Genomic DNA, 13,463 nt, shown 5'->3' on the forward strand with positions numbered 1-13,463 from the left:
GAAATGAAAAAGCTAACTTTTATAGTATTTGTTCTTTTGGTAAATTACACTTATGCACAAAAAAGTAGAACTGTTTCAAACCAACTTTTAAAAGATAAATCAATTCCAACGGTAAAGGTGTCAGACAATATTATAAATAGTGTGGCACTATTTAACCCAAAAGGAGATGAAATTTGGCTTTTTGAACACGAAAATTTTAAAGGAAAACGATTAGTGCTAAAAACAGGTACTTATACCTTACAACAAATGGGGAGCGATTGGAATGATAGAATTAGTAGCATACTGATTCCCGAAGGATATGAAGTTCAAATTTTTGAGAACGATAATTTTTCAGGATACAATGCTACTTTAGATGGCTATTGGCAAGAAGGAACAAATATGCAAAGATGGAGCAACGAAGATTACAGCCAATTAAAAACCATAGAAGGTGACCCTTACCACATTAACTATAATGACAAAATAAGTAGTATTCAAATTTATAATCAACGATAGAATGAAAAATATAACTTCTTTTTTACTAGTAGTTTACCTAACATCAACCGGTATGATGGGTCAAGGCAAAGCAAAATCTAACATAGATTGCAACACTATTTTTATTTGTATTAAAGAAGAAGATTATACCGCTTTATTTTCTAATTCATTTGTGAAAGATACTTTGTTTGTATCTAAAGAAAACACCACTAAAACATCAACCGACGAGTATACTGGAAAATATTTTATAGGCGAATTTGCCACTATTGAATTTTTACTACCTTCAAGAAACAATAAATTTGGAGACCATTTGAATGATATTGGAATCGAATTCAAATCGAGAAAAATAGGCGTTTTGGATAGCATAAAAGATATAAATTCAAAAGTAGAAATTGAAAAAGTATATATAGAATCTGATACTGAAAAACACTTGTGGTATGATGCACTGAAATTAAAAGAAAATAAAACCAATTTGGAATTTTCTATTCTTGAATACAGTGCAGAAGAACTTAAAATGCTTGGTTTTACAGATGATGAAATTAAGAAAAGTATTTCTCCAACCGATTTCAACAAAATTGTTTACGGCAATCATAAATATCCTCGGAAATTCAAATCCATCAAATCAATTGAGTTGGAAGTAAATGAACCCGGATTGAATTATCTAAAGCAAGTAGCATCTACTTCTGATTTCAGAATTAATAAAAAATTCATACAATGCAATGATTTCAGAATTTATTATAAACTGAAGAAAAAATTAGCCCAAACAGTTTTAAAACACATTGAAATTGACCTAACCGAAAATTTACCCCAAAAAAGCATCAATATATCATCCAGTATAAAATTGCTGGTTTCGAACAAAACAGCACAAATAGAATTTTTATAATTTAAAGCAAAAGAAATGAAAAAAGCAACCTCTTTATTACTGTTAATAAGCCTAATATCAACTGGTTTGATGGCACAAGGCAAAGCAAAATCTAACCTAGATGATGTTAAAATAAAAATTATTGAAAAAGCCAAAAAATTAAATCTAAAACCCGTAACATCTAGTTACGAGCTAAACTATCAACCACTTTCTGCTTCCGACCAAGGCAAGTTTGTTTATTATGTTGATTTTTCTGATATGACTTCGGCAATCTATTGCAAATCAAACACCTCTGAAGCATTTGCGGTTTGGGGGGATATTTTCAAAAAATATACATCACTACTCAATGGAGATATTATTAAAGGAAAAAACGGAAGAGGAGAAAGTGTCAATCAAAAATATTTTTTGGGAGCACCAACATCAGATGAGTTTAGAACACCTCAAAAAAACGGAGCTGGACAACATTTTGAAGGAGGAAGTATTTATTGGAGTCCCGCAACTGGAGCCCACGAAGTACACGGTGCTATTAAAGACAAATGGGCAGCTTTGGGTTGGGAAAACTCCTTTTTAGGATTTCCAACAACCGACGAAACAACCACACCCGATGGATATGGTCGTTTTAATTTTTTTGAAGGAGGTGCCATCTACTACCACCCAAATTTAGGAACTTATGCTGTTCCAAAATTGATTGCCGAAGTATGGAAAAAAGAAGGTTGGGAAACAGGAAAATTAGGTTATCCAGTAAGTGATGAAATCATCAAAAACAACAATTCGGTGCAATATTTCGAGTTTGGTGCTGCAATTTCTACCAAAGCAAGTCCATATAAAGTGATTTTTAACACAATGCGAGAAAAAAATGGGCTTTACACCAAATGGAGAGCAACAGGTGGCATTGATTCGTATTTAGGTGATTTGGTTACGGCTAATAAAAATTATCCAAAAAAGTTTAGATACCATTTTGCAGAATTTCAAAACGGTTTTATTTATGAAAATCCAAATCTTGTAGTCGATAACCATATTACTGCTTTTGTAATCAAAAAAGGACCTTTCTTTGATTATTATGCTTCTAAAAATTGGGAAGCAGGTTATTTAGGATTCCCAATTTCAGACGAAATCCCTTCACGAGATAATATCTCTATTCAAAAATTTGAAGGTGGGACTATACTCTACAGTCCAAATACAGGAGCGTATGAAAAAAAATAATAAGCTATGATTTATAAAAAAATAGTATTAGCCTTGATTTTGATTTTCTTATTTCATTCTTGTGGTACACCTTATTATGCAGGTGTAAATGATATGGGAGGACAACCTGCAACATTATTATTAACGACAGGAGTTGAATTAAACGGGAAAGTTCAAATTAAAAGTTTTGATCAATACAGCAACATCAGCTATGTGAATTTTGCCGAAGGGACTAGTAATAATTACCATAATTATCCTCTAAATGAAATTGACTATTTATATTTTAATGGAAGTAAATTTTATGTCAAACTACTACAAGGCAATGATATGTGGGGCGGGAATGCCCTGCGATTTGTAAAACAACTCACCCCAAATAATAGCGATTTGCAATTGTATGAAAATGAATTTTTAGTAAAAAGTACCGACGGTAAAGTGACCAAAGAAATGCAATTATTTGTTCAATTACCACAAAACAAATTGGAAATCTATAATGCCCAAAGCGATAAATTTATTCCAAAATTTGATGAAAAAGTAAGTAATTATCTTCAAAACTGTCCAGAATTATCCTCTAAAATAAAAAGTAAAGACAAAGACTTCTTTTATGCTTTTGTCAACCAAGGGGAAACTAAAAGAAAACAAGTTTGGATGAATATAGTCAACGAATTCAATCAATGTAGATAAAAACAATTCACAATTAAATTCAAAAACAATGAAAAAAACAATCGTATTATTCTTATTTGTCTTATCAACAAGCATTTCTATAAATGCCCAAATAAGAAGCCAAAGATTAGGCGCAGGAAATAATTCAAACAACATTGAGCAGCAAATGCTAGACAAAGCCAAGCAATTAAACTTAGGTAATGTACATTCCGAATCGGCACATATGAGACCAACTGCCGCTGCTGGAGGTTATTTTTTAAGATTTGAAAACGGCTGGATTTATTACAACCCAAACACAAAACAAGTATATGCCATTTATGGAGATATAATGAAAAAATGGGGCGAAATGGGCTATGAAACAGGCGAACTAGGTTTCCCAACATCTGATGAAAAAGACAGCGACAAATCAGGTTGGAAACGAATGAATACCTTTGATAAAGGAGCAATCTATTGGAATGACGGAAGAATAGATGTTGTAAAAAGCAACAACAATTCTCCTTTACCAAATCAAAATCCTCGCATCGGTACTAGTTTGGCAAACAAAAACTTTAAAACTTCCAATTATATCTTGAAAACGGGCAGATTGAAAGCAGCATTGATGTTAAACGATGTTACCAAAACTATTGTCCGAAAACCTGCAAATACCAATGGTGGAAATAGTTTCAAAAATCCAGTAGTTAGATCAAAAGAAAAAATTGACGGCGATAAAATTTGTAAAACCGAATACCGCAAATTAGACGTTACTAATTTGAATCAAGACATACTGAATCCCGATGATCTAAAATATTTGCGATTGGGTGCTATTTACAATTTAGACGAGTTTAAAAAAGGAAATTATAACAACCTTACCGATGCCCGAAACCCAATATCGTTAAACATTCCAGGTATTAAATCAATAAAAGTAGATTCTCCAGACGAAACCACATTAGCAGATGCTATGACCGATTTATTAAACACACCATTTGTCAAAAGACCTACTGGTGCTGGGCAATACTACGAAAGTAAAATTGTAAACTCCAAAACCGAATTAGAAATTGCTGCCGGCGTTTCATACAGTGGCTGTGCCTATAGTGCTGCCGCTACCTTTGGCTACAACGAATCTTCTACCAAAAATAAATGTTTGGTTACTTATCTTTATCCAGTGTTCACGGCGCAAATAGCCAGTGGTAAAAATTATTTTACAGATTCCAATTTGAATAATAATCAGGATTTGGTTGTGATTGATGGTATTACCTACGGGGCAAAATTGTTGGTATTTTTTGAATCATCATTAGATCAAGAAAAATTAAAAGCCGGTTTTTCGGGTAGCGGTTGGGGAGCTAGTGCCAATTTTTCTGCCGAAGAAAAAAAGGAATTAAACGAAACCACGTTTAAAATTTTCTTGTATGGTTCAAGCCAACCAGTAAGAGTAATGAATTCTTATGACCAAGTGGGACCAGCTATTCAACAAATGATAAACGAAATTTGCGACCAAAACAAGAAATATCCTTTAGAATTGGGTGCTCCCATTAGCTATTCCTTACGCTTTTTGAATGGCGATATAGCGGCTACCAATTGCAATGCTAATGAACTACCATCACACGTTTGTACCACCAATCCTGCAAATGGCACTAAAAATTTGACCATAAATTTACAATCCTTAACTATGAAAGGTGGAAATAATTTTGGTTGGATTGATTTTGAAATCTTAGACGGAAGTGCAGAACACAACCGCCGAGGAGAGGACATCAAAACCGTATGGAACGTAAATAGAGATAATGCTACCTATCAAAACCAAGGAGATGTACAAAACCCAATAACTTCCGTAACTTTTGAGAATATCAATGCAAACGACAGAGCCAATGGCTTTTTGAGAATTTGGACCAGATTGCAAAACCGAAAAATTGGTGGTTCCGATGCTTTTTTGGTAAAACAAGATAATCCCAATCAAGACGAAGGAAACAATTTTCAGCACGGAAAATTTTCTGGACAGTTTTATGATATTAAGTTAAGTGATATTTTAAATCAAAGACCGGGTCAAAAGTACAGCACAACTTTGGTTAGAAAATCGGGTAATGATAAAGAAATGGATATTTTAATTAGCGCAATATTCAATTAAAATTAACCTATTTGGATTTTTACATCACTCAATTCTATCATAAAAAAACAAAATTGAAGTAACGCTTTTTTGTATAGATTTCTGTTACTCGATAAATTAAAAAATTATGCGCACTAAATTATTGATTTTCTTCCTAATGCTAACATTGGGAGTTTTTTCTCAAAAAAAGCAAAATTGGAAAAACACTTTTTTGTATGGTTTTCAATTACCCGATGAATTAGAAAATTTTTCAGGAATATATCTAACGATAAAATACAAGGGTGAACCTATACTTCCCAAATCAGTAAAAATTGGAGGGAAATCAATAAAAATTGCTTCAGAACCTTTTTATTTATTTGATAAAAGCGCTACAATTGACCATACAAAACTTCCTTTTGAAGTACAAGGAAAAACCTATTATTGGCTGTTGGATGGCGATATGTTAACCGAAATGGCATTGCATCCAAATCGGTACCAAATTGATATTACAACTGCCAATAGTGAAGCCACGAAGCGATTTCATTTACCAGAAACATTTGATTGTGTTCCAGAAAATTGTTTGAATGTAGCCTACTTGCAATCGTTTACCGCAACTAAAAGAGCTAAATTTCTGCAGAAAAAAATATGGAAACTAAGTGTGCGAGAAAAGAAAATTACACTCAAAGAACAACCAGAAACAATCAAAGATTCCACGCTAACATTTTCGCTCCGAAACCCAATTCCGAAAGGCATATTGATGGCATTGCCTGAACTTAATAAAGAAGATCACAGCATTCAAGAATTCACTATTGACAATTGTTATTGGATTGAAAACACCTTCTTAATTCCAATCAAATCAAAAATTATAAAAAGACAACCCGATTCTTGCTATGAAAATTATGCCACTATTGAAGGCAAAATTTGTTCAAAAAGTGGTTGTATTACAGGAAAAGGATCGGGATTGTGTTCCAAATTAAATTCCTCTACAAACAAAATAAAATATAAATTAACGCTAATCATAGAACCTTAAAACGGACATACATAAAAATAGCCATCTTTTAAAATTTTCACTTTTTGTTCCAAAAAACTTATACCAAATGGATTTATAAAATAGATTGAAGATGTGAAGTTATTTTTTAGATAAAATTAAACAGAATTAATCAAATTAGGAAAAACAATTATTCATTTCAATGCTGTAGTTACAAATCAAAATAATGGAAAATTAGTTGCTAGGGCTAGTTCTAATCTGGCAATTAGCTCTGCAAAAATTACGTTTTAAAACTCTAATCAATTTTTAGTGATTCAAAAAATCAGCAAACTTCTAATAGACCTCAACGAACAACTTAATTTCATTGATTTAGAGATAGACAACCCTATATTAAAAAGTGAAAAAGCAATTGAAGTTAGCATAAAATCTAAAGAAAAATTGAAGATTTTAATCCAGAAATCCAATTTTAAATCAGATGAGGAAGAGATTCAATTTTTCAAAGAAATAAAACCTCAATTCACTTCAAAAATAATTTATTACAATACGATTTTTAATATCGAAATGAAGAAGCCCAATGGTGGAACTCGTGTTTTAAAAAAGTATTACAACAATGAATTAATCAAGTTAAAAGCTTTTTTTGACAACGAATTAGAGTTTTATAAATATTACAGAACTGGGAATATTTATCTCGATTACAAGTATTTTTTGAGAGGAAAATTTGATATCAAACTTTCTGTAAATAGTTATTATTTTGAAACTGATAAGACTTTTTCGACCTCTCACGATTACAAAGTAGCCAAGATTTTAGCGAATGATTTAATCCAATTGTATTTAGAAAACCAATTAATTATGATTGAAAATAAAGATAATAACGAAAAATCACAACGCAAACCGAACGTAAAAATGGCTTGGACTGGGTCAAAAGTTGCATTAACTGAACTTTTATATGCGCTACATTCCGAAGGAGTTTTCAATAATGGTGTGGCAGATCTAAAAGATATTGCCGAATATTTTGAGCATATTTTCGAAATTGATTTAGGACAATATCGCCGTACTTTCCTAGAAATCAGAGTACGTAAAGCCGAAAGAACAAAATTCATAACCGCTTTAAACGAAGCTTTGATTAAGCGAATGGATAATTCAGATGATGTGATTTAATCAAAAATCGTTCACAACACGAACCCCGTTGTGATTTTTATCTATTCAAAACCCACAATTTTGTGCCATAACAATATAAAAACTCACGTTATGGCAATCGAAGTTATTACTCGCGAAGATTTGAACGAATTCCGTACACTTCTTCTTTCTGATTTAAACGCAATGTTTAATTCAAAACCGCAACAGCAAAAACAATGGCTTAAATCTTCCGAAGTCAGAAAGTTGCTAAACATTTCTCCGGGGACTTTACAAAATCTTCGCATCAATGGAGTACTGTCCTACACCAAAGTTGGCGGTATCATTTTCTATGCTTATGCTGATTTACAGAAAGTATTAGAAACTAACAAAGTCGAAGCAACTCCCAATTTATTCAATCCTAAATGGTTGGTACGATGAATTATATCAAACACCTCACAGGTTTTTTCAATCGCATTGCGCTTGAAAATTCACTTAACCCAACACATATAAGTTTGTATTTAGCTCTTTTCCAATGTTGGAATGTCAATCGGTTCAAAAATCCAATCATAATTTCCAGAGACGAAATGATGAAAGGAAGCAAAATTGCATCAAAAGCAACCTATCACAAGTGCATAAAAGAACTCCAACGGTTGAATTTTTTAGATTATTTTCCATCTTATAATCCCTATTCTGGAACACAAGTTTTTATGATGAATTTTTCGGAAGGAAATAATTTTAGTCAAAATAGTTCAGATACAACCAGTTCAAATAATGACCCAACCAGACTATTTTTTAAACCAAGCAAACCAAAAAATGAATCTGTCAATAGTAATGTTGCTGAACAGGTTAATGAACCGCCTTATATATATAATAATAAACAAACATTAAAAAACGATAAAAACATAGATAGAGACACCAATTTTCAAAATTTTAATGAGGATTTATTTTTAAAAAACGAAACTGCGGAACAAAAAGAAAAAAATTCCGCCAAAAAAGAAAAAGTAAAATCGCCACCATTGGAATCAGTCAAAGAATTTTTCAAGTTTCAGAATTTCACAGAATTTGAAGCAGAGCGATTTTTTAATTATTACTCCAGCATCGGTTGGCTCATTGGAGGCAAAACAAAAATGAAAGATTGGCAAGCAGCTGCACGAAACTGGATGTTGAATACGCCAAAATTTAAAATCAATTTGCCAAATCCATCAACTCAAAAAGCAAATCCACAACCAAGAGCCTACAACCTCAACGCAACTATTGACAAAAATTATGCAGAGCCTTTGTAAAATGAAAAGCTATGAATTCACAATACAATTATCCCGAAATGATGGCTTGGTTAGAACAAAAAGGCAAACTACAATTTGGCGAAAAGTTCCATTTCAGAGAAGCGGATGTAGTCAATATTCAAAAACTGATTTGCTATTTTCTAAAAGATGAGGTTATGGCTGCTAATTTTAATTTAGATCTATCCAAAGGAATTCTACTCTCCGGACCAGTTGGTTGCGGCAAAACAACATTGATGACTTTGATGCGACACGTTGCACAACCAAACTACAAATTCATAATGAAAACTTGTAGAGACATCAGTTTTGAATTTATCAAAGAAGGCTATCAAACCATTCAAAAATACAGCCACGGGACTAATTCTCATAGCGAATACAGAAACTATTGCTTCGATGATTTAGGAGTAGAAACCAACCTAAAATACTACGGAAACGAATGTAACGTAATGGCAGAAATCATACTTTCCAGATATGATATTTACATTTCAAAGCAAGTCATAACGCACATAACAAGCAACCTTTCCGCCACCGAAATAGAAACTGCTTATGGCAATCGGGTGCGTTCTAGGTTGAGGGAAATGTTGAATTTGATTGCTTTTGATGATAATTCGATGGATAAAAGAGTTTGATAAGTAGGTTAATAAGTCAAAACTCAACAAACAATATTAATCAGAATTATTATTTATTTTGCTGGTCTTAAATTAAAAGCGAAATATGAGTTCTAAAGAAAAGAAAACCAAAATATATTTTTATCAAATTGTACCTGAAGTTGAAGGAAAAATGAAAGAAGATGCAATAAATTCAATATCTGAAATCTTTTTATTTAAGAAATCAACTTATTTAGAAATCAAAAAATTAGATGGGGATATTTCAATATCAACTATTCAGAGAATACATTCTGATAGATATTGTTTAGGAACTTTAATTTTTAACCAAACAAATAATGTTCCACCAAAATATGATGGAAAAAATACAGAAAAGATTGATTTAAAAAAAGGAGAAGGTCTAGGACACGATAGTTGTTTTATTTTTGATTCGAAAACAAACATAATTGCATTTGAATCTAAAATTCCAGGTGTGAATATAGGAAATCTTGAAGCCTTGATAAAAGAAAACTATAAAGATGCACCCAAATTTACTTTTTCAATGATAATTATTCCTAATGAATATCAAAAATTTTTAAATTCAACTTCATATTCAAGATTAGAATATTCTGTTGCCCGTCCGACTAATACAACAAATTTACCAAGTGTAAATAATACTTCATTAGGTAAAACAATTGATGCCTTTGATGATATAAATGCAGTAACTGGAACAATTGTTTTTTCTACAGGAAGAAATAAAAAAAGAAGTTTAGACATAAGTTCTATTCGATTATTTGTTCAAGATCTATTAAAATTTAATAAAAATGAAGAGTTTCTGAAAACATTAAAAGTTACAGGTGTAGATATTGACGATTCACAAAACCACTCTAAAATTTTTGATTTAGTATCAAATAGATTAGTAGAAGAAATAAGCGTCGAAAGAAAAAGAGTATTAGGAAAGTTTTTTACAGCCGAAAAGTATAAACAGATTGAAGGACTTTACTTGAAACATCAACCAGTTTTATTGAAGCAATATAAAATTAAATGAGTTTATTTTTAGAGAAATATTATCCTTTTTTAATTAGTCTAATTTTAGGGTTTTGTGCCTACCATATTAGACTAGATTTAAAATTGAATTATACTGATTTTTTCAATACTTCATTATCGGTATTTAGTATTTTAATTGGATTTCTTTTGACAGTTGCTACAATAATACAAAGCTTGGATAATGAAGTTATTGGTTTTATTAAAAAATCTGATAAATATTTTCTATTTCTAAATTATCTAAAAAACGCAATAATTACCAATATCAATTCTATTATTCTCTGTTTATATTTTCAATTAAATAAAGACTTATGTCCTAGTTGTTTAGAATATATAAATCCATTACTTTTGTTTTTTATCTCATTATCAATGCTTTCATCGTATAGATTTATTAAAATATTCATTAAAATTATAATCCGATAATTTATTACAAAATGCTAAACAATACCGAAATAAATTAACAATAACAGACAAATTAAGTTTTAAGTACCTAATTTAAAGTTAATTTCCACTATCTATGAATAATAAATATGATTTTTATATAGACGAAAGTTGTCATTTAGAAAATGATAATATTCCGGTTATGTGCATCGGTTACATCAAAGTACCTATGACGGATTATGCTAAATTACAAAAAGAATTCAATCAAATTCTAGCAAAGCACAATCAAAAGTCAGAGTTGAAATGGAATAAATTTTCAAATGCAAGAACAGCATTATACAAAGAATTGGTAGATTATTTCTTTCGGTCATCATTACAATTTCGTTGTGTTTTAGTCAAATACAAAGAGCGCCTAAATCATAAAGATTTCAATCAAGGTTCGCACGACAATTTCTATTATAAAATGACTTATTATTTGTTGCATCCAAATAATAGTAATGGCGATGAATACAGAGTTTTTATTGATATTCAAAATACTCGTGGTAGAGAGAAACTAAAAAAAATTAATGAAGTTTTTGATAATGAATATAAAGGCAAAAGTCCATTCAAACAATTCCAGCATTTACATTCTCACGATAACAATTTCTTTCAATTAGCCGATTTTTTTATTGGTGCCATTACTTATAAAACAAGAGTAGTAATGAATAATATTGTAAATCCAACTCCAAACAGAATGGATTTTATTCAATATTTAGAAACTAAATCGGGTTTTAATCTCGAAGAAGGAACAGAACCTTGGGAAACAAAGTTCAATATTTTTGATCACCAACCTAAAATAAAGCTATAATGGATTTATTAGACTTGGATGATCACATACCTAATTTGGGAATTGACCCATCAGCTGCACATTTAGAAGAATTATTTCAATTATTCAAAGCCGATTTTATTGATAACGTTTTCTATTTTGATGGTTGCAGAGTAAAAATTGACATAGCAAATTCAAAAGAAGATGGCTTCGAAGCCTATCCACACACTTTTGTAAAAATCATTACAAGAGGAGATAAAGGCAAAAGATGTTTTGACAAAAAAAGAGCCAACAAAATTCATTGGATAAAACCAATACTAGAAAATAAAGATACTGAAGATGTTACTTGTTTCCAATTTTTAGAAGCAGATGGGAGAATCAGGGACTATTTTTGGTTCAAAGAAGGTAATTTTCTAGTTGTAATGGAAAAAATCACTCCAGACTATATGATAATTTCTTGTTTTCATATTGATGATGCAAGAAACCAAAAATATTATGAAGACAAATATACAAAGAGGGTAAAATAAAAATGCCACAACTACGGTGTTGTGGCGAACCAGGTCCTTTTCCCTAGGGAAATGACTTTGCAAATATACGCTATGTAAAACCAAAAAACAAATTTTCTATTAAAAAACGTATTTCTGACCAACTTCATATAGTATTTCCATAAGTATGAATGACAAAAAATACACAAAAAAATCCCTTTAACTAACTCATTATTTCATACATCTACAAAAGAACGTCTTTAGTCCAAGTATTCCTAAAGCCAATTTTTTGTTTCATTTCGCTAATTTCATAAAACAATAAAATAATTTTAAAATAAATAAAATGAGTAGAATTTTAGGACTTGATTTAGGTACAAACTCAATTGGTTGGGCAATTATTGATAAAGAAACAAATAACTTATTAAACTCCAGAATGAGAGTTTTTAAAACTTCTTCAAAACAGAATGATATTAAAAGGAAGAACAATCAAAGGGCAATTACTTCATTAAATACAATATCGATTATATCATTAATTTTAATTGTTTTAAATTTTGAAAATTGGCAGTTTTGGTTAAATGTTACATTAACGTCAGTTATCGCTAAAATCACATTTTCAAATCAATAAATTTAACAATGGAATTTAGAAATCCACACTATATTATTCCTCCAGGTTCTGCAAAACAAATTTTATCACATCCATTTTTAAAAAGAGGAGTTACAGAGTTAGCAATTTTTCAGGAACATAGATATGCTTTTTTTTATTGGCTAAAATGGACTAGAGAAAACGAAAATTGTAAACCACCTTGTTTAGTAAGTTTAGATTGGCATCAGGATTTGTGTTATCCGTGTGAAACAGAAAAAAAGTGGTTATCGGAACTTGATCAATCTAATGATGGGGAAGTGGCTTTATTTAGTTGGGCTAAATTAGCAGGAAATAATGATGGTCATATTTTATCTGCTGCATATTTGAATATTATTGGAGATATTTATGTTCACTGCCGACAAGGTACTTTTGAAAGTAATTGGGAAGATGAAGAACTTATTGATATAAATGGAAACAAACATAAAATAAAGAAGTTTAAAACACATAAAGAGTTAGAATCTTGTTTGTTAGCTTCTGATGAAACCAAAGTATATTTTGATATCGATTTAGACTTTTTTACCTTGAATAATCCTTACAATGGAAAAGGTAAAAAATTCACTTATATGGAAAAAGAAGAAATGCAAAATCTACTTTCAATTGATAACCCTTTAACAGAATGGATATTTGAGAGATTGTGTGGTTTTACAATAGCAACAGAACCAAAGCATTGTGGAGGTCTTTTAAAATCTAATAAACTTTTAGATATCATAAATAGGATATATTTTAAACCAAGCATCTTTACTAAAAATTGCGATTGGAAACATAAAAAATTGAAATAAAATCACGTTTTACATTTCAATTATTCCTCCTTTGTCAACGCTCTAAAAAAACTTATTACTTTTTGACTCAAGATAAACCCTAAAATTTGAGGTTTATCTTGCAACGATTGGTAATGTAATTTAGAAT

The 13,463-nt window shown here is 30.7% G+C and carries 15 protein-coding genes; all 15 read left to right on the forward strand.

Features of this window, described 5'->3' with window-relative positions; genetic code table 11:
• The first annotated feature begins 3 nt into the window (after positions 1-3).
• Positions 4-492 carry a beta/gamma crystallin-related protein gene (locus Q361_RS05080; RefSeq protein WP_103725636.1) on the forward strand — a complete coding sequence of 163 codons (489 nt, stop codon included), beginning with the start codon at positions 4-6 and terminating at the stop codon, positions 490-492.
• Between the two features lies 1 nt (position 493).
• Positions 494-1,354: a DUF5829 family protein gene (locus tag Q361_RS05085; protein WP_103725637.1), complete on the forward strand. Its 861-nt coding sequence runs from the start codon at positions 494-496 to the stop codon at positions 1,352-1,354.
• A gap of 15 nt (positions 1,355-1,369) precedes the next feature.
• The gene (locus Q361_RS05090) at positions 1,370-2,536 is read left to right on the forward strand and encodes an LGFP repeat-containing protein (RefSeq protein WP_103725638.1); all 1,167 of its coding nucleotides are present in this window, start codon (positions 1,370-1,372) and stop codon (positions 2,534-2,536) included.
• A 6-nt stretch (positions 2,537-2,542) separates the two neighbouring features.
• Positions 2,543-3,196, forward strand: coding sequence for a hypothetical protein (locus Q361_RS05095; protein WP_103725639.1), 654 nt, complete (start codon positions 2,543-2,545; stop codon positions 3,194-3,196).
• A gap of 28 nt (positions 3,197-3,224) precedes the next feature.
• On the forward strand, positions 3,225-5,273 hold the full coding sequence (locus Q361_RS05100) for a thiol-activated cytolysin family protein (protein ID WP_103725640.1): 2,049 nt from the start codon (positions 3,225-3,227) through the stop codon (positions 5,271-5,273).
• A gap of 106 nt (positions 5,274-5,379) precedes the next feature.
• Positions 5,380-6,261, forward strand: coding sequence for a hypothetical protein (locus Q361_RS05105; protein ID WP_146046979.1), 882 nt, complete (start codon positions 5,380-5,382; stop codon positions 6,259-6,261).
• 267 nt (positions 6,262-6,528) lie between these two features.
• Positions 6,529-7,377, forward strand: a complete 849-nt coding sequence (locus tag Q361_RS05110) for an RteC domain-containing protein (RefSeq protein ID WP_103725642.1) — start codon at positions 6,529-6,531, stop codon at positions 7,375-7,377.
• A 90-nt stretch (positions 7,378-7,467) separates the two neighbouring features.
• Positions 7,468-7,773: a helix-turn-helix domain-containing protein gene (locus tag Q361_RS05115; RefSeq protein ID WP_103725643.1), complete on the forward strand. Its 306-nt coding sequence runs from the start codon at positions 7,468-7,470 to the stop codon at positions 7,771-7,773.
• The gene (locus tag Q361_RS05120) at positions 7,770-8,618 is read left to right on the forward strand and encodes a transcriptional regulator (protein ID WP_103725644.1); all 849 of its coding nucleotides are present in this window, start codon (positions 7,770-7,772) and stop codon (positions 8,616-8,618) included. The genes Q361_RS05115 and Q361_RS05120 overlap by 4 nt, the downstream gene beginning before the upstream one ends.
• Before the next feature lie 11 nt (positions 8,619-8,629).
• A complete protein-coding gene (locus tag Q361_RS05125) occupies positions 8,630-9,244 on the forward strand; it encodes a P-loop NTPase family protein (protein ID WP_103725645.1) in 615 nt (204 codons plus the stop codon).
• Positions 9,245-9,329: 85 nt separating this feature from the next.
• Positions 9,330-10,247 (forward strand): DUF6731 family protein, encoded by a 918-nt coding sequence (locus Q361_RS05130; protein ID WP_103725646.1) that lies wholly within the window; start codon positions 9,330-9,332, stop codon positions 10,245-10,247.
• 513 nt (positions 10,248-10,760) lie between these two features.
• Positions 10,761-11,471, forward strand: a complete 711-nt coding sequence (locus Q361_RS05135; RefSeq protein WP_103725647.1) for a DUF3800 domain-containing protein — start codon at positions 10,761-10,763, stop codon at positions 11,469-11,471.
• Positions 11,471-11,956 (forward strand): hypothetical protein, encoded by a 486-nt coding sequence (locus tag Q361_RS05140; RefSeq protein WP_103725648.1) that lies wholly within the window; start codon positions 11,471-11,473, stop codon positions 11,954-11,956. The genes Q361_RS05135 and Q361_RS05140 overlap by 1 nt, the downstream gene beginning before the upstream one ends.
• Before the next feature lie 301 nt (positions 11,957-12,257).
• Positions 12,258-12,539, forward strand: coding sequence for a hypothetical protein (locus Q361_RS05145; protein ID WP_103725649.1), 282 nt, complete (start codon positions 12,258-12,260; stop codon positions 12,537-12,539).
• Between the two features lie 8 nt (positions 12,540-12,547).
• A complete protein-coding gene (locus tag Q361_RS05150; protein ID WP_103725650.1) occupies positions 12,548-13,336 on the forward strand; it encodes a UPF0489 family protein in 789 nt (262 codons plus the stop codon).
• Positions 13,337-13,463: the final 127 nt, after the last annotated feature.

It is taken from the genome of Flavobacterium croceum DSM 17960 (genome assembly GCF_002917885.1).
Classification (GTDB): domain Bacteria; phylum Bacteroidota; class Bacteroidia; order Flavobacteriales; family Flavobacteriaceae; genus Flavobacterium; species Flavobacterium croceum.